The 17,240-nt window shown below is 47.0% G+C and carries 12 protein-coding genes, 2 tRNA genes and 3 rRNA genes; 11 read left to right on the top strand and 6 right to left on the bottom strand.

What is annotated here, in order from left to right; translation table 11 throughout:
* Positions 1 to 59 precede the first annotated feature (59 nt).
* From FY534_RS00790 to FY534_RS00810, 5 genes are all read left to right on the top strand, one after another.
* A 16S ribosomal RNA gene (locus FY534_RS00790) occupies positions 60 to 1,595 on the top strand.
* A gap of 146 nt (positions 1,596 to 1,741) precedes the next feature.
* Positions 1,742 to 4,691, top strand: a 23S ribosomal RNA gene (locus FY534_RS00795).
* 42 nt (positions 4,692 to 4,733) lie between these two features.
* Positions 4,734 to 4,850: ribosomal RNA gene (rrf, locus tag FY534_RS00800) — 5S ribosomal RNA — on the top strand.
* The 16S, 23S and 5S rRNA genes sit together here with 1 tRNA gene alongside, the layout of an rRNA operon.
* Before the next feature lie 187 nt (positions 4,851 to 5,037).
* Positions 5,038 to 5,114: transfer RNA gene (locus tag FY534_RS00805), tRNA-Ile, on the top strand.
* 201 nt (positions 5,115 to 5,315) lie between these two features.
* Positions 5,316 to 5,963 carry a hypothetical protein gene (locus tag FY534_RS00810; RefSeq protein ID WP_072874048.1) on the top strand — a complete coding sequence of 216 codons (648 nt, stop codon included), beginning with the start codon at positions 5,316 to 5,318 and terminating at the stop codon, positions 5,961 to 5,963.
* 52 nt (positions 5,964 to 6,015) lie between these two features.
* Here the strand turns inward: FY534_RS00810 and FY534_RS00815 are convergent, their stop codons facing one another.
* Positions 6,016 to 6,201, bottom strand: coding sequence for a hypothetical protein (locus FY534_RS00815; RefSeq protein ID WP_072874047.1), 186 nt, complete (start codon positions 6,199 to 6,201; stop codon positions 6,016 to 6,018).
* A gap of 159 nt (positions 6,202 to 6,360) precedes the next feature.
* On the opposite strand from FY534_RS00815, the gene FY534_RS00820 reads away from it, so the two are divergent.
* Positions 6,361 to 6,434, top strand: a tRNA-Gly gene (locus FY534_RS00820).
* 108 nt (positions 6,435 to 6,542) lie between these two features.
* A complete protein-coding gene (locus FY534_RS00825) occupies positions 6,543 to 8,582 on the top strand; it encodes a molybdopterin-containing oxidoreductase family protein (RefSeq protein ID WP_370541539.1) in 2,040 nt (679 codons plus the stop codon).
* 78 nt (positions 8,583 to 8,660) lie between these two features.
* On the opposite strand, the gene FY534_RS00830 is transcribed toward FY534_RS00825, so the two are convergent.
* The 4 genes from FY534_RS00830 to FY534_RS00845 all read right to left on the bottom strand — a co-directional run bounded on the left by FY534_RS00830 (position 8,661) and on the right by FY534_RS00845 (position 13,627).
* Positions 8,661 to 10,028, bottom strand: a complete 1,368-nt coding sequence (locus tag FY534_RS00830; RefSeq protein WP_203114933.1) for an MFS transporter — start codon at positions 10,026 to 10,028, stop codon at positions 8,661 to 8,663.
* A 113-nt stretch (positions 10,029 to 10,141) separates the two neighbouring features.
* Positions 10,142 to 10,933, bottom strand: coding sequence for a PIG-L deacetylase family protein (locus tag FY534_RS00835; RefSeq protein WP_072874045.1), 792 nt, complete (start codon positions 10,931 to 10,933; stop codon positions 10,142 to 10,144).
* 141 nt (positions 10,934 to 11,074) lie between these two features.
* Positions 11,075 to 12,322, bottom strand: coding sequence for a glycosyltransferase family 2 protein (locus tag FY534_RS00840; protein ID WP_072874044.1), 1,248 nt, complete (start codon positions 12,320 to 12,322; stop codon positions 11,075 to 11,077).
* 9 nt (positions 12,323 to 12,331) lie between these two features.
* Complete coding sequence (locus FY534_RS00845; protein WP_129583563.1) at positions 12,332 to 13,627, bottom strand: O-antigen ligase family protein; 1,296 nt, start codon at positions 13,625 to 13,627, stop codon at positions 12,332 to 12,334.
* Positions 13,628 to 13,778: 151 nt separating this feature from the next.
* Here FY534_RS00845 and FY534_RS00850 point away from each other — a divergent pair, with 151 nt between their 5' ends.
* The 4 genes from FY534_RS00850 to FY534_RS00865 all read left to right on the top strand — a co-directional run bounded on the left by FY534_RS00850 (position 13,779) and on the right by FY534_RS00865 (position 16,955).
* On the top strand, positions 13,779 to 14,342 hold the full coding sequence (locus FY534_RS00850; RefSeq protein ID WP_072874042.1) for a hypothetical protein: 564 nt from the start codon (positions 13,779 to 13,781) through the stop codon (positions 14,340 to 14,342).
* Positions 14,343 to 14,358: 16 nt separating this feature from the next.
* Complete coding sequence (locus FY534_RS00855; RefSeq protein ID WP_072874041.1) at positions 14,359 to 14,988, top strand: SpoIID/LytB domain-containing protein; 630 nt, start codon at positions 14,359 to 14,361, stop codon at positions 14,986 to 14,988.
* A 79-nt stretch (positions 14,989 to 15,067) separates the two neighbouring features.
* Complete coding sequence (locus FY534_RS00860; RefSeq protein ID WP_165611976.1) at positions 15,068 to 15,598, top strand: DUF421 domain-containing protein; 531 nt, start codon at positions 15,068 to 15,070, stop codon at positions 15,596 to 15,598.
* Between the two features lie 187 nt (positions 15,599 to 15,785).
* Positions 15,786 to 16,955, top strand: coding sequence for an acyl-CoA dehydrogenase family protein (locus FY534_RS00865; protein ID WP_072874061.1), 1,170 nt, complete (start codon positions 15,786 to 15,788; stop codon positions 16,953 to 16,955).
* Positions 16,956 to 16,987: 32 nt separating this feature from the next.
* Here FY534_RS00865 and FY534_RS00870 read toward each other — a convergent pair whose 3' ends face one another.
* Entirely contained in the window at positions 16,988 to 17,230 is a 243-nt protein-coding gene (locus FY534_RS00870; RefSeq protein ID WP_203114935.1) for a hypothetical protein, read from the bottom strand.
* Positions 17,231 to 17,240 lie beyond the last annotated feature (10 nt).

The raw sequence follows: 17,240 nt of genomic DNA on the forward strand, positions 1-17,240 counted from the left end.
AATCACCAAACGCCAGAGAAGAAGTGCCCGAGCTCGAGAGAGCGAGGGAGAAGGAATTAGACATTGAGAGTTTGATCCTGGCTCAGGACGAACGCTGGCGGCGTGCCTAATACATGCAAGTCGAGCGGGTATCGAAAGATACCAGCGGCGGACGGGTGAGGAACACGTGGGGAATCTGCCTAACAGACCGGAATAACGCCTGGAAACGGGTGCTAAGGCCGGATAGGCGCATGGGGCGCATGCCTGATGCGGGAAAGGATGCTACGGCATCGCTGAGAGAGGACCCCGCAGCGCATTAGCTAGTTGGTAGGGTAAAGGCCTACCAAGGCGACGATGCGTAGCCGACCTGAGAGGGTGACCGGCCACACTGGGACTGAGACACGGCCCAGACTCCTACGGGAGGCAGCAGTAGGGAATCTTCCGCAATGGGCGCAAGCCTGACGGAGCAACGCCGCGTGAGCGAGGAAGGCCTTCGGGTTGTAAAGCTCAGTCAAGGGGGAAGAGCGGCAAGGAGAGGGAATGCTCTTTGCGAGACGGTACCCCGAGAGGAAGCCCCGGCAAACTACGTGCCAGCAGCCGCGGTAATACGTAGGGGGCAAGCGTTGTCCGGAATCACTGGGCGTAAAGGGTGCGTAGGCGGTTCTGCAAGTCTGGGGTGAAAGGCCAGGGCTCAACCTTGGGAATGCCTTGGAAACTGTAGGACTTGAGTACTGGAGAGGCAAGGGGAATTCCACGTGTAGCGGTGAAATGCGTAGAGATGTGGAGGAATACCAGTGGCGAAGGCGCCTTGCTGGACAGTGACTGACGCTGAGGCACGAAAGCGTGGGGAGCAAACAGGATTAGATACCCTGGTAGTCCACGCCGTAAACGATGAGTGCTAGGTGTTGGGGGGTACCACCCTCAGTGCCGAAGGAAACCCAATAAGCACTCCGCCTGGGGAGTACGGTCGCAAGACTGAAACTCAAAGGAATTGACGGGGGCCCGCACAAGCAGTGGAGCATGTGGTTTAATTCGAAGCAACGCGAAGAACCTTACCAGGGCTTGACATCCCTCTGACGATACCAGAGATGGTAGGTCCCTTCGGGGCAGAGGAGACAGGTGGTGCATGGTTGTCGTCAGCTCGTGTCGTGAGATGTTGGGTTAAGTCCCGCAACGAGCGCAACCCTTGACCTGTGTTACCAGCACGTAGAGGTGGGGACTCACAGGTGACTGCCGGCGCAAGTCGGAGGAAGGCGGGGATGACGTCAAATCATCATGCCCCTGATGTCCTGGGCGACACACGTGCTACAATGGGCGGCACAACGGGAAGCGAGAGAGCGATCTGGAGCGAACCCCTGAAAACCGCTCGTAGTTCGGATTGCAGGCTGCAACTCGCCTGCATGAAGCCGGAATTGCTAGTAATCGCGGATCAGCATGCCGCGGTGAATCCGTTCCCGGGCCTTGTACACACCGCCCGTCACACCACGAGAGTTGGCAACACCCGAAGTCGGTGGGGTAACCCGAAAGGGGGCCAGCCGCCGAAGGTGGGGTCGATGATTGGGGTGAAGTCGTAACAAGGTAGCCGTATCGGAAGGTGCGGCTGGATCACCTCCTTTCTAGGGAAGAGAGAGGGGTTTGGTGGAGAGGCGTGCGTGTTTAGTTTTGAGGGTTCTCGGGAGAGAACTTAGCGAAAGCTACTTATGCCTTGAGAGAGGGATAAGCTCGAAGGACCTTGAGAACTGAATCAGCAAGAGGGAAGAAAGGTGAAGGTAGAAAGGGCGCACGGAGGATGCCTAGGTGCCAGGAGCCGAAGAAGGACGGGGCGAACACCGAAATGCCTTGGGGAGCTGTACGCGAGCGAAGATCCAGGGATGTCCGAATGGGGGAACCCACCGGTCGTGATGGGCCGGTACCGCTATCTGAATGTATAGGATAGACGGAGGGAACCTGGGGAACTGAAACATCTCAGTACCTGGAGGAGAAGAAAACAAGAGTGATTCCGCAAGTAGTGGCGAGCGAACGCGGAAGAGCCTAAACCATGATGGTGGAGAAGGGGACCCCCGTTGCCATCATGGGGTAGAGGGGATGCGCAGCCAGGCAGGGTCTTGCCTGGGCCGAAGGAGACAAGGGAGCCAAACGACATGGGAAGGTCGGCCAGAGCGGGTGAGAGCCCCGTAGGCGAAGCTTGTCGAGGGAGGTAGCGCAGGCCCCAAGTACCGCGGGACACGAGGAACCCCGTGGGAATCAGGGAGGACCACCTCCTAAGGCTAAATACTCCCTGGCAACCGATAGCGGAGAGTACCGTGAGGGAAAGGTGAAAAGAACCGCGGGAGCGGAGTGAAAGAGAACCTGAAACCGTGTGCTTACAAGCAGTCGGAGTCCGAAAGGATGACGGCGTGCCTTTTGTAGAATGAACCGGCGAGTGATGGTGATGAGCGAGGTTAAGGCAGGGAAGCCGGAGCCGAAGCGAAAGCGAGTCTGAAGAGGGCGAGAAGTTGATTGCCATCGACCCGAAACCGGGTGAGCTACCCCTGGTCAGGGTGAAGTGCGGGTAACACCGCATGGAGGCCCGAACCCACCGGCGTTGAAAAGCCGGGGGATGAACTGGGGGTAGGGGAGAAATTCCAATCGAACCCGGAGATAGCTGGTTCTCCCCGAAATAGCTTTAGGGCTAGCGTCACGGATGAGGGACGGAGGTAGAGCACCGATGGGGTGCGGGGCCCGACCAGGGTTACCAAGCTCCGTCGAACTCCGAATGCCGTTTCATTGAACCGTGGCAGTCAGACTGCGAGTGCTAAGATCCGTAGTCAAGAGGGAAACAGCCCAGACCAACAGCTAAGGTCCCCAAGGGTGGTTAAGTGGGAAACGATGTGGCGGTGCATAGACAACCAGGATGTTGGCTTAGAAGCAGCCATCATTGAAAGAGTGCGTAATAGCTCACTGGTCGAGTGACGCTGCGCGGAAAATGTAACGGGGCTAAACCACACACCGAAGCTATGGCTGTGGGAAGACCACAGGGTAGGGGAGCGTTCCATAAGCGGAGAAGCCTTCTTGAGAGGGAAGGTGGAGGTTATGGAAGTGAGAATGCCGGTATGAGTAGCGAAAAGAGGGGTGAGAATCCCCTCCGCCGAAAGCCCAAGGTTTCCTGGGGAAGGATCGTCCACCCAGGGTTAGTCGGGACCTAAGGCGAGGCCGAGAGGCGTAGTCGAAGGAGAACGGGTTGAGAATCCCGTACCAGATGGATTTGCATGACTGAAGGGGTGACGCAGGAGGCTAGAGCGAGCGGCCGGATGGAAGAGGCCGTCCAATCCGCAAGGGGGTCGCGCAGGGAAAACCGCGCGGCGAGAACTCTGAGCGGTGATGGGGAGGGAAGAAGAGTACCGAAGCGCTCGAGGTCACACTGCCAAGAAAAGCCTCTAGGGAGAATGCATCTGCCCGTACCGGAAACCGACACAGGTGGGCGCGTGGAGAACACGGAGGCGCGCGGGAGCACTCTCGTTAAGGAACTCGGCAAAATGGCCCCGTAACTTCGGGAGAAGGGGCGCTCTGAAGAAGAGCCGCAGTGAAAAGGCCCAAGCGACTGTTTAGCAAAAACACAGGTCTCTGCGAAGCCGAAAGGCGAAGTATAGGGGCTGACGCCTGCCCGGTGCTGGAAGGTTAAGAGGAGGGGTGAGGGCGAGAGCCCGAAGCTCTGAATTGAAGCCCCAGTAAACGGCGGCCGTAACTATAACGGTCCTAAGGTAGCGAAATTCCTTGTCAGGTAAGTTCTGACCCGCACGAAAGGCGTAACGACTTGGGCGCTGTCTCAACGAGAGACCCGGTGAAATTGTAATACCTGTGAAGATGCAGGTTACCCGCGGCTAGACGGAAAGACCCCGTGGAGCTTGACTGTAGCTTGATATGGGAGACGGGCATGTCATGTACAGGATAGGTGGGAGACACAGAAGCATGGGCGCCAGCCTGTGTGGAGTCGATGTTGGGATACCACCCTTGAGATGCTAGTCTTCTAACCTGGCACCCTGAATCGGGTGTGGGGACAGTGTCAGGCGGACAGTTTGACTGGGGCGGTCGCCTCCTAAAAGGTAACGGAGGCGCCCAAAGGTTCCCTCAGCGCGGATGGAAACCGCGCGGGGCGTGTAAAGGCACAAGGGAGCTTGACTGCGAGACGGACAGGTCGAGCAGGGACGAAAGTCGGGCTTAGTGACCCGGTGGCACTGCGTGGAAGGGCCATCGCTCAACGGATAAAAGCTACCCCGGGGATAACAGGCTGATCTCCCCCAAGAGTCCACATCGACGGGGAGGTTTGGCACCTCGATGTCGGCTCATCGCATCCTGGGGCTGAAGTCGGTCCCAAGGGTTGGGCTGTTCGCCCATGAAAGCGGTACGCGAGCTGGGTTCAGAACGTCGTGAGACAGTTCGGTCCCTATCTGCCGTGGGCGGAGGATACGTGAGAGGGTTCGTCCTTAGTACGAGAGGACCGGGATGAACCGACCGCTGGTGGACCAGTTGTTCTGCCAAGGGCACAGCTGGGTAGCCAAGTCGGGGAGGGATAAGCGCTGAAAGCATCTAAGCGCGAAGCCTGCCTCAAGATAACGTATCCCATTCCGTCAAGGAAGGAAGACCCCTTATAGACGATAAGGTAGATCGGTCCGGCGTGGAAGCGTCGTGAGGCGTGGAGCGGACGGATACGAATCGGTCGAGGCCTTCACCAAGGAAAATCCCTCTTGCTGAGACAGTTGGAAAGGAAAGAAGAGTCTGGTGACCATAGCGGAGGGGATACACGCGTACCCATCCCGAACACGACCGTGAAGACCTCCAGCGCCGAGCATACTTGGGGTGAAGACCCCTGGGAACCTAGGTCGTTGCCAGGCGACAGGAGTACAGGTGGCTGTTAAGTGTAGAGTTTCCCTCCTTGGGGACTCTGCCTTACAGCCTCTTTTTCTTTGCTTGGATGGTTTCCTGGCATGTAAGTTGATGAGATATCAAAATCTAAGTTTATCAGTAATATATGTTGTCAAAGTTAGTTGTAATGTGTATAATTATATTTGCCGTTTTTGAGGGCCCATAGCTCAGTTGGTTAGAGCGGCCGGCTCATAACCGGTTGGTCCTAGGTTCGAGTCCTAGTGGGCCCACCATAGAATTTTGAAACCCTTGAGAAATCAAGGGTTTTATTCATTGTATGGACGAGTGCTTTATGTTCAATAGAAGGTTTAAGAATAGTTATTTGTGATCACTGACGTAATGAAATTCTGAGCAGAAACGGTATGTCATTTCATACGATGTACGGGTGAAATGATGCGGGTCATGGAGACTCGTCGTTTTTGGGGGTTACAAGCATGTCATCAGCTGCGGCGAATCGTAAGTTTCATAAACCATTGACACAATGGATTGTAAGAAAAGATTTAGCCATTCCAAAACAGCAGGGGATGAGACAAAAACATCGTACAAAAGGATGGTTGTCATTTCATGTAGCTCAAATGCCAAACCCCTCTGCTCAGTCTGAAATTCAGTTGGATATAGAAGTTCTATTTACTTCACCTATCCGCGGTTTGTCACTTTGGGAAAGTAGCACAGTACCTGAAAGAAAAATAAAAAGATATCGTCAAGTACTCCGTAACCAAATGACAGATACAGTTCAACGAGATCTATCCGAAGAGGTTTATTCTATTTCCACACCTGTTGATGTCTCGGAAATTTTCTTAGATATTTTGCATAATGAAAGCAAACATCATGAGGGTGTTGAATTACAACAGGCGGTAGATATCGATTTTGTTGATCACATAGAACAAAGCTATAGCTTTATAGAAAATCCTCTTTTAAAATCATTTTCGTATGGTGATCGCATTCAACTCATCAATGGTGATGCTGTTATTGGTGAGGGTATTGTGATTCGCGTATTACCAGATGGTGTGTTATGGGCAGATACAAGTGGCTATGTTAGGATACAAAAAATTTCAAGCCATGATTCGATACGTAAACTATAAAATTCCTAGACGCCGAATCTCCACAATGGATTCGGCGTCTAGGATTGTGCTGTTATACTTTTTGGATGGTAATAGCATCGCCAAGATGGGTAAAGTTAATCAGGCCAGTAGAATCTGCCCAGATGAGGAAGCGGTCTTGAAAGGCAATGAAACTGCCAGTGCCATCAATTTGAGTATCACCCGCATACACTTTAATGCGATCTCCCAATGTAAATGCTCGACGCAAATCTTCAATCATGGTTAAGCACCTCCTTCACACTTCTACAGTACGCTGAGGTTTGAATGATCGAGTGGACAGAACGAACAAGTTATTCGCCGTTTTTAAAATCAACAAACTTAAAGCTTGTGTTTTTCTTGGTTCCGAGTTATAATATCATCTGTTGTCAGTTCAATATGTGCGGGTGTAGTTCAATGGTAGAACCTCAGCCTTCCAAGCTGATGGCGCCGGTTCGATTCCGGTCACCCGCTCCAGAAAAGATAAGGCTTCCGAGTTCGCTCGGAAGTTTTTTTATAGACTTTCATCGTCAACTTAGTAGAAAATATGATAAGAGTTGTCAATTGAAAAGAGAGGCAATGATCATGAAACTCGTAAGATCTGTTTGTCCCCTTGATTGTCCGGATACATGCAGCCTGTTGGTTAGTGTGGAGAATGGCAAAATTATAAAAGTCGATGGACATCCCCATCACCCTGTAACCAAGGGTGCCATATGCCAGAAAGTTCGAAAATTCCCAGAACGCATCTATCATCAAGATCGTTTGCTCTATCCAATGAAACGTACAGGACCCAAAGGTACTTTACATTTTGAACGTATCAGTTGGGATGAAGCGTATAAAGAAATAAAGCGCAAATTACAAGATGCTATTGAAACTTATGGCGCTGAATCGATTCTTCCTTATAGTTTTTACGGTAATATGGGTGTCTTGAATGCAGAAGGAATGGATAGGAGGTTTTTTCATCGACTTGGTGCAAGCTTGCTCGAGCAAACCATTTGCAATGCCGCTGGAGCTGCGGGATATGCTTATACCATGGGTGCAAACGCCGGAATTGATCCTGAAGATACCATCTACTCGAAACTGATTGTCATCTGGGGTTGTAACGTGATCAGCACCAATATGCATCAAATGTTGCTCGCGAATGAAGCTCGTAAACGAGGGGCCAAAATTGTTGTCATTGATATTCATAATAACCGTTCAGCCAAGTGGGCTGACTGGTTCATCCAGATACGCCCTGGTACGGATGCCGCTTTAGCCCTGGGTATTATGCATTTACTGATCCGTGAAAACCTTGTTCATGAGGAATTTTTAAACAAGTATACGGAAGGCTACGCTGAGCTGAAAGAACACGTGACAGATTACACTCCCGAGAAGGTTTCGGAAATCACCGGAGTGTCAGTGGAAGATCTTAGTTTACTGGCACATCTGTACGGCACAACTAGTCCATCATTCATTCGAATTGGTAATGGCCTTCAACATCATGAGAATGGCGGAATGATTGTAAGAACTATCGCTTGCCTGCCTGCTCTAACGGGTCAATGGGGGATTCGTGGAGGCGGTGCTATAAAGGGAAATAGCTATTACGCTAAATTAAATACATACGGATTACAGAGACCGGATTTGCTTCCGCAACCTCAGCCACGTTCTATCAACATGAATCAATTAGGAGATGTTTTACTCCATCCATACAAGCCGATCAAAGTTCTGTTTGTTTACAATTCCAATCCAGCTCAGGTTGCACCTGACCAAAACAAGGTGAGGAAAGGGTTGGCGAGGGAAGATCTTTTCACTGTAGTCCACGATCTTTTTCTGACAGATTCGTGTAAATATGCCGATCTCGTTTTACCGGCGACGAGTCATTTTGAGAACTTAGATTTATATAAATCTTATTGGCACTTGTATCTTCAGTTACATGAACCAGTGATTCCTCCTCTTGGTGAATGCAAATCCAACTTTACATTCTTTAAGGAACTGGCTGAAGTAATGGGTTTTACGGAGTCTTGTTTTTATGATACGGAAGAAGACATGATTGAAACGGCTCTGAGAAATGACAATAATCCATATTTACGAAACGTCTCACTCCCATCTTTACGAGAAAAAGGGTGGTTAAAACTAGAAATCCCCATAAATGATGAAATGAAACACAAGGATTTACCGACGCCGACGAAAAATAAAATTGCTCTTTATTCAGAGGCGATGAAGCTGGCAGGGCTTCCTTCTCTTCCTACGCATGTGGAATTGCAGGCAGACATCTCTTATCCGCTATATTTTGTTACTCCTCCAAACCATCACTTTTTAAATTCTACGGGGGCGAACGTTTTATCGTTAAAGAAGGCAGAGCGGCGACCATTGCTACAAATTCACCCCTTAGATGCTGAGATTCGAGGAATAGAACAAGGGCAATTCGTTCAAATTTTTAATGATCGTGGTTCAATTGTGCTTCAAGCTGAAATTACTTCAGATGTACAGCCTGGTCTGGTTGTTTCGCAAGGACTGTGGTGGGATGATGAAGTTCTTGGATACCAGTCTGTCAATGTACTTACATCGCAAAGTATCGCTGATATGGGAGGGGGAGCAACCTTCTTCTCCACACGGGTTGAAGTCATAGGACTTCAAGGTACCTAAACAATAGACCGCCCAAAGATGAGATATCTTTATTAGCGCTCTTCTATCAAAACCGAGATTGTGAAAAGCAGATGACAATCATTGCTTGTGAAGATAAAAAAGTGGGTTAGAATGACCAGATTGTAATGTTGTTGCTTCATCTGACAATTTGGCCAGATTGTGCAAACGTTGATAAGCAAGTAGGAGGATGAGTGAAACGAGCAATGCAACCACAGGCAATCCGCCAATCAGTAGGCGAAATCCCCAAATTGTGCGTACGCTTTGTACGCTTAAATGTGCGTTGTATCCACTGATGGAGAAGAAAATTGCCATGACAGCGTATTGTAACGAGAGACCAAGACGAACAAGGAAACCATTCATGCCAAGATACATGCCTTCTCTTCTGCGTCCGGTTAGTTTGGCATCGTGATCAATAACTTCTGCGAGAAGTATATTTAGCAAAACAAGAAAACCAGAAACAGGAATACCCATCATAAAACCAGTAAGAATGACGCTCCAGACAGCGTGATCGAACACTAGAGCCATAGAAGTGAAAATATAGAGAATACAGGCTAAAAATGCAGCTTTAGCGGTCGTCATTTTGACAGCCAGTCGTGCCCAGAGAAAAGATAGAGGTATGGCGACAATAAAAATACCACCTAGGAATAAAGAGCTTTGTAGACCTGTCATGCTTACCACATATTTTGTGTAAAAAGAAGATACGGATGTGCACAACGTTGTGGAAAATTGAATCGGGAAACTCGCCGATACAAAGAACAAGAATCGACGGTTTCGAAAAGTGGATGCGACAGCTTCTTTCAGATGAAAGGCGGATTCCGTCTGTCCCGAACGTTCAAAGCTTCCATACAAGGATACATAAATGGATACAAAAGCAATTCCAGCAAATAAGGCAGCTACTTTACTCCATCCCAAGCTTTCCCCAAGAGATTTCGATAGTGCGACTCCCAAAATCAGTCCGACAATTGCGAAAACTTGCTGTAAGGCGGAAACAAAGGCGCGACTTTTTTCTTCTTGATACATTTCCGGAAAGAGACTACCAGCGTTAAGAGCAACTAATGTAAAACAAAAATCAAATAGAAATGTTAGCAGAAAAAAGTAAAGTAATAGTCCATCATTGCTGACAGCTGGTGGGGAAAAAAGAAAGTAGAAAGTTAGACAAAACGGTAAACCTGATGCAAGTATATAGGGAATTCTTCTACCCAGTCGAGTATGCGTGCGGTCACTCCAATGCCCAGCTAACACGTTCATAAATGCATTTAAGATGCCATAGACAATCATTCCGTAAGAAATTTCAGTAGCAGAAACTTTTAACACTGTAACGTAAAAAAACACGGCAATCGTGCTAAAAGCGTACCATAGCATATTGATACCAAGTTGATAAGAACTATAGGCTACTTGTTTGCCTAGAGGTATTTGATGGGAATGAGTGAGATTCGCGTTAGCCATGGGCAAGCCCTGCTTTCTGTGCGTGTTGATGTTATGAAAAAGTTCAGAAAATGACTATGACTTTTGTCATTTAAAATGATAGCGCTTTCTTGAAGAGCGAAACTTTATAGAGATTAACTGAATAACGCACTCGGAAAGAAGTGCAGTTGACGGCTGGAGAGTACTTTAAAAGCTTCAGCTAGGCCATTTTTGGGCGAGCCGTGGGTTGAATTTGTGACGAGTTGTTGGTCATGCTTCAACTTTAAAGCGTAAATTTCATTTGCCTCCAGACGCAAATATTCAGAAAGCAACGGCCATTCTTCATTGTCAAACTGACTCTTGTGAGTCAAGAGGGCCGCCAATTTGTTTTCCCAAACATGAGTGATATCAACATATGTATTGGGATAGTTAGTTGCGTAGAACGCGATTTGCTGAACAGCAAATGGCTCTCCTGCTTCTGGTTTATAACAAGGGTTGCTGGAAAAAAGGACGGCTTCAGCAACCGCTTTTCCTGTTTTGATATGGTCAGGATGTGCCTCGTAAGCCATCCACGGATCTACCGTCATTACCATCTGAGGTTGTAGTTTACGGAATATGTCAACCAGTTGAGCGGTTAAATCATCCACTTGGTAAGTTCCAGCATCAGGGAAGTTGAGAAAAATCGATTCAGTCACACCTAATAATTTGGCAGCCTGTAAGCGTTCTTTGCGACGAATATGAGCAAGTTTTGTTCCCGCTACATCAGGATTTGAGGTTCCAGCTGCGCCGTCTGTTACGGTGACAAAGTGAATTTGGCATCCGTTTTGAGCAAGTTGAAATAGCGTTCCCGCAGCTCCTACTTCATTATCGTCAGGATGTGGTTCTACACAAACAAGGCTACGAATTTCCAATAAGTCAGGTAAATTCATTATAGAACGTATATTCACTCATTCACGCTCCCTATTTCGATAAGGTGAATGTTCTATTCGTCATGGCAGGCACTTTTCCTTGTGGGTTGTTGCTTGGTTTTATTGCGATGATGGATGGGATTTTCTGCAGATTAAAAAACCCAGTTGTTAGGCTGGGTTTTACTGTGTGTTAATCTCATCTAGGCGAATAGAGCGTTTGTGGATGGTATGATACCATTTTCGGTTGTTGCGTGTCAGATAGGCATGCAGCGTTACGGGTCCCCAGGTCCAGAGAAACAGAGGCACAATGGCTAACGCAAAATAAGAGCGCCAATTTTTCCTTTCCATAAATAAAGTGAGAGGTATTTGCAAGAAAAGAATGGCACTCACCACAATTAAGATATCTGAAACTGTGTTGTTGGAAATTTGGTCAACCACTCTCGTAGGTACAAGAAATTTAAGAACAAACATGAAAAGAGATGTAGCAAAAATGATGAGCGCTCGCATGGGTTGAAATAAATATAGCCCTGTATCAAATTTAATCAAGTTTCTTTCACGAATTCCTTCTTTAAGCATCTTCATCATGTACTGTTTCGCACACTGAAAATGACCTTGCTGCCATCGCAGACGTTGCCTAAATGAAGCAATAAAATCTGTAGGTTTTTCGTCGTAGACAATAGCATCATGTGCCCATATGGGTAAGACACCATGCTCTACGCAACGTACTCCAAATTCCAAATCTTCTGTAAGACCAGTAGCATTCCAGCCAATACTTTGTAACAAAGAGTAATCAATACATAGCCCAGTTCCACCTAAAGCACAGGCCAAACCAAGATTTTGTCTGGCATTTTGCCACATACGGTTATCGTACCAATATGAGACGGCAAGAGAAACTGAAACCCACGTATCAAACGGGTTTTTGACGCCGAGATAACCTTGAATGGCTTTATGCCCACGGCAAAGTTTGTCATTCATGATGTTTAGAAAATTCTTGTCTACTAAATTATCAGCGTCAAACATGACCACAGCATCATAAGGCTGGCCTGATAATTCTAATTGCTCCAGCATCCATTCAATCGCGTAGCCTTTTCCCTGATGAGTGTTGTCTGTTCTTTGATGAACAATCGCACCATGACGTTTACCGACATCAGCCGTATGATCAGTACAATTGTCGGCAATCAGATGTATGGAATAAAGATGATCTGGATAATTTTGTCTTTTGATGCTCTCTATGAGTGGACCTACAACTCGTTCCTCGTTATGCGCTGGAATAATTACAGCGAATTTTTTTTGCGGAGGAAGGAGTTCTGTCATCCGACGGTGTCGAAAACCGAATAGGGAGATTGCTAATTGGTAAAGAGCAATCACTCCAGTGATAACTTGCAAAAAGATATAAAGAATACCCAGCAGGGCGTAGAGCACGGACATGAGGAAACCTCAACTTTCTTTTGGTATCTTATCTTCCTGATTACGAAGATCTGTTTTTTGTGAATCAAGCGTTCTTCCCCATAATATCAGCAATCCGGAGATAAGAAAGTAGACAGTCTCCGTAGGGGCATATTCAAATAGATTTTCAAAAAAAGCATGCACAAGCAGAGCTACTAATCCAGCTAAACCTCCAAGTGCAAGGTATTTTTGCCTGCCTTGCGCTTTCCTAACCACAGTTTGAATGACTTCACGGATAATCGCAATATGCATCGCGCTAAAAAGTAATAAACCTACGAGACCTGTTTCTCCTAAAATTTTAGCATAATAGTTATCGGAATAAATGGAATAACCGTATGCCGATGCAATAGCGCCCCCATATTGTCCAAGTCCTACGCCAAAAAGGGGATTTCTTGACATGCGATTAAACGCAGTTTCCCAGCGCATAATTCGTCCTCCCTTGGCAGACTGAATCCAGTAGGTTGGACTCAATAAATCAGCCAGACGATGATGAATTGGAGGCAGGAAAAATAGGATTGCGCATAGGATGATAAGGAGGACAAGCAGCCGTCTGTCGTAAAAGAGACTAATCAACAAAAGACCTAGTGCTAAACCTAGCCATGCACCGCGATCGTACGTAAAAAGCAGTGTGGCTAGACAACAGAATTCACCAATCATATAGAGGATGCGTCTGCGGCGATTTTTATCCAGGCAAAACAGCCCTGCAATCACAGGTATCATAAGTTCCATGTTGGCAGCTAATTCTGCTGGAGAACCGTAGACAGAGAAGACACGTGTCCGCACATGTTCACCCACATCTACCCAACCGCTGGGAATAGGAACCTTGGTGATATATTGAAAGACCCCATCGAAACCTAGCAGAATGGAAACTACAACGCTTGTAAATATCATTTTAGGAATATCTTTCTCTTGTATGACGAAGGGCAGAAGCAGAGCAAAAAGTAAATATTCAATATTCATGCTCAGACCATCAAAAGCGACGTGTGGCAGACCCAGTTGTGAGAAAAAGAGAGCCACGCAGTAAAGGATAAACAAGCCTCCAAATTTTGACCAGGCAAAAGCCGAGAGTTTAGGAGACCGCTTATATTGATATAAACCAACTAAAGCCATGAGGCAAAGTAAAATGGTTGACCAACTATTCGCATAAGCCCTAAGAAATGAAATACTGATGGCACGATTGACAATCGGAAAAGCTGCGTATGCGTAAACGCTCCACTTGCCAAGCAGTGCTGCAGAGCGATCTAATTTCAAAAACAACGGCTGTGCAGAGTTTGCTTGTGACGACAATGGGTTCACTCCTGCATTCACAAAGAAATTCTCCTATAAGTAAACCATTTATCCCAGAGACATGCGAATACGACACATGACAAAAAGCAAAAAGGGAAGGATAAGTCACGAAAAATTCTTTATGTCAGAAATGGAGAGTTGAGGTGGCATCATGTTTGGAAAACAACTTTGTGTCGTAATGGCCACTTTTCTATTCGTCTATGGTCTCGTGTTTGGGTGGTCTGGCAAGCATTTGGCACTTGCCAATACGGTTTCTGTGGCCAATCGGGTGCAAATGGAATTTCGTGTAGCGTCAGGCAAAGATTTTAAGCGAATTGCTGGTGCTCGTATTATATTGGTGCAGTCCAATGGTTCTGTGTTGACCAGTGGTCAAACCAATACTTCCGGAGTCTGGAGGGCCGATGTTCCACTGCAGCAAGATCCACGTTTTGCAGGTGTTGAAAAGCTGGGAATCGTCACGGCTATTGCGGTTGCAAATGGTTTTAATGAAGAAGTCGTATTTGAAGTGCCAGTTAAACAGGATATGGTTCAGCCTATCATTTTAAACCCAATTCGGGGAGGACGGCGCAATGAACCGGTAGCTGTACTTGGCAATTTACATCGTAACGCGTTAGCCAAGCTCGTTTCTCGATATGCAACTCAATTAGGTCTGAAACGTCAAACCATACCGACTGAATTTGATGTGCCACCCTGGAGTCCCAATCAAAAATCTTGAGCAGGGGGGATGAGCTATGAATCGTCATGGGACTCAAATCGCAAAGTGCGGTCTAGCTGTTTTAAGTGTATTTTCCATGGGACTTATGGCACCTGTCCAGCATGTGCAGGCGCAAGTTCAATCGATTTACAATACAGCGTTGCCCTCTGTGATACGTGTAGCAATCCGGCCTTTCAACAATCCGTTTGCACCTATCTTATACGTTCAAACTATTGGTTTTGAAGAATATTGTGAAGATGTGTTGCCGAATGAATGGGTTCCTTCCTGGAATCAACAGGCGCTTGAAGCGGGTGCTGTAGCAATCAAGATGTTTGCTTGGTATTATACCCTCCATCCAACCACAGAAAATGGATGGACTTACGATGTTGATAATACTGTCAATTATCAAAAATTTGTGTATCTCAGTGGTACGCCAGCTACGGATGCTGCAGTTCGCAATACATGGAATGTAGTGTACACGCCCAACAATGGTGAAATTTTACCTCTAGAATACCGTTCAGGATGGCCAGGAAGTGCTAACTGGACCTTTGTGGGTTCTAATGTGATGTCGCAATGGGGCTCAGAATACTGGGGTTCTGTAGCCAATCTGACTTATCCACAGATCCTCAATCTCTATTATCCAGTATATACATTGAAATTTATTTAAAATTTTCCTTTTGGGAGTCAACGAAATAGGTCGAGTATTTTTCCTCTGAAGTATGGCGAAGGCGTTTGGAAGGGAAAAAATGCTGTCACATGTCATTTTTTGGGCTGCTGATGCTGGCATTACATTTGGCTTTTTATTGATTCTTGTGCGTTGGATTGGCGAAACGCAAATCAGCCAAGTAACCTATTTTAATTGGGTAGCAGGCGCCTGTATGGGGAATGTTGGAGCTAATATGCTCACATCTCAGTCCATTCTAGATGTCATTAAATATGCTACTATTCTTTTTTTCTTCTCTTTCGCTACAGTTATTGCCGCTTGGCTTTCCTTGAAAAGCAAGAAGTTTCGCGATGTGGCGAGTGGCGTACCGGTTGTTCTGTTAAAAGACGGTGAAATGATTGATGCACATTTAAAACAATGCAAAATCAATCATGACTTACTCATTCAACTGTTGCGTGAACAGGGATATTTCAATTATCGCGACATCAAATGGGCTATTTTGGAACCTACAGGTACGCTCAGCGTTCTTCCCAAAGAGGAGGGGCATATCACTTCGGAAAAAGGTCAGAATCCGTCCAGCCAAGAACGGCGGACAAACCAACATATCAAATAGATGTTAGAGAGTCCCGAGAGCCCCGTACTTTGGGGCTCTGTTCTTGTCAGCGGTTTTGAAAAAATTTGCTTGCGAGTCAAAGAAAAGATAGGTATGCTGAATTTGTTCTCAAACAAACGGTCGTTTGTTCTCTGCTGAGTAGAGCCATGGATAGTCTTGATTACTTAAATTAGGAGGTTTGCCTGTGCTGAATTTTGAATTGACTGCTGAACAAAAAGAAATGCAGAAAGTAGCACGAGATTTTGCTCAAGAACAGATTCGTCCTGTTGCAGCACATTATGATGAAACGGAAGAATTCCCCTGGGATGTTGTAAGGGCCGCCCATAAAATAGGTTTAACGACTTATCAATATCCGGAAGAGTATGGCGGCGGAGGCATTACAGACGCCATTACCCATTTGCTGATTGCCGAAGAATTGGCTTGGGGCTGTGCAGGAATTCAGACTTGTATCACAGGCAGTGGTTTGGCAGGAACAGGTATTCTTGCAACCGGTACCGAAGAGCAAAAAAGAAAATATATTGGGATGCTTTGCGATCCTAAAGAATTGCGTTTAGGAGCCATGGGTCTGACTGAGCCAGATGCCGGATCGGACGTATCATCCATGCGCACAACAGCCGTGCGTGATGGCGATAGTTGGGTATTAAATGGTACCAAGCAGTTTATTACACATGGTGGTATTGCGGATATTCATGTCATCTTTGCTCAAACTCAACCAGGTAGTGGGTGGAAAGGTATAGAATGTTTCGTGGTGGAAAAAGGTACGCCAGGTCTCTCGATGGGGCGCAAGGAGAAAAAATTGGGGGTTAGGGCATCCCACACTGCGCAGGTAGTGTTGGAAGATTGTCGTATTCCGCTAGAAAATCGTCTTTCGGGCTTGGATGGTAACGCTAAAGGTATTTCTGGCGGTTTAGGTTGCCTGATGATGTTGGATAGAACCCGTCCAGCTGTAGGGGCGGCTGCGCTCGGTGTGGCAAGAGCAGCTTATGAATACGCGTTGGAGTACGCCAAAACTCGTCAGGCGTTTGGCAAAAAAATCATCGAGAACCAAGGAATCTCTTTTAAATTAGCAGATATGGCTACAGGTATCGATGCTGCCCGCCTATTGATTTGGCGCGCAGGTTGGTTACAAAGCCAAGGCAAATCAGCGAGTTTGGAAGCTAGTATGGCTAAATTGTTTGCGGGCGATCTCGCTATGCGCGTGACGGAGGAAGCTGTGCAAATTCTAGGTGGTAATGGCTACATTCGTGAGTACCCCGTAGAAAAATGGATGAGGGATGCCAAAATATTTAAAATTTGGGAAGGCACAGCCGAAATTCAGCGCCTTGTCATTTCCCGACAGATTGCTGGCCGAAGATAAACCAAGATCATTAAGAGTCATGCTGGAGTTTATCACTTGGCAGCCGCTGCTTGCGTAGCTTCCTGCTCTGGAGCGATGATAAAGAATGCCAGTAGAAGGAAAGTGATTCCCCAGGGCAACCATACTTTGAGTGCTTGCATTTGTTCTTGTGGAGTTTTCTTAGCCATGATGTCTATGCCAATGAGCGTATATAAGAGCAGAAATATAAACGCTCCATGTCGTGAGTTGGATTCAGCTTGTGCGAACGCTGTCAAAGACGGAGACTGGCTATGCAAGCAAATCACA

The sequence above is a fragment of the Alicyclobacillus sp. TC genome (assembly GCF_016804365.1).
Lineage (GTDB): Bacteria > Bacillota > Bacilli > Alicyclobacillales > Alicyclobacillaceae > Alicyclobacillus_I > Alicyclobacillus_I tolerans.

What these genes read in the sequence shown, in the direction of transcription:
- FY534_RS00810 (WP_072874048.1), top strand. Translation starts at nt 5,316, where the DNA reads ATGTCATCAGCTGCGGCGAATCGTAAGTTTCATAAACCATTGACACAA.
- FY534_RS00815 (WP_072874047.1), bottom strand. Translation starts at nt 6,201, where the DNA reads ATGATTGAAGATTTGCGTCGAGCATTTACATTGGGAGATCGCATTAAA.
- FY534_RS00825 (WP_370541539.1), top strand. Translation starts at nt 6,543, where the DNA reads ATGAAACTCGTAAGATCTGTTTGTCCCCTTGATTGTCCGGATACATGC.
- FY534_RS00830 (WP_203114933.1), bottom strand. Translation starts at nt 10,028, where the DNA reads ATGGCTAACGCGAATCTCACTCATTCCCATCAAATACCTCTAGGCAAA.
- FY534_RS00840 (WP_072874044.1), bottom strand. Translation starts at nt 12,322, where the DNA reads ATGTCCGTGCTCTACGCCCTGCTGGGTATTCTTTATATCTTTTTGCAA.
- FY534_RS00850 (WP_072874042.1), top strand. Translation starts at nt 13,779, where the DNA reads ATGTTTGGAAAACAACTTTGTGTCGTAATGGCCACTTTTCTATTCGTC.
- FY534_RS00855 (WP_072874041.1), top strand. Translation starts at nt 14,359, where the DNA reads ATGAATCGTCATGGGACTCAAATCGCAAAGTGCGGTCTAGCTGTTTTA.
- FY534_RS00860 (WP_165611976.1), top strand. Translation starts at nt 15,068, where the DNA reads ATGCTGTCACATGTCATTTTTTGGGCTGCTGATGCTGGCATTACATTT.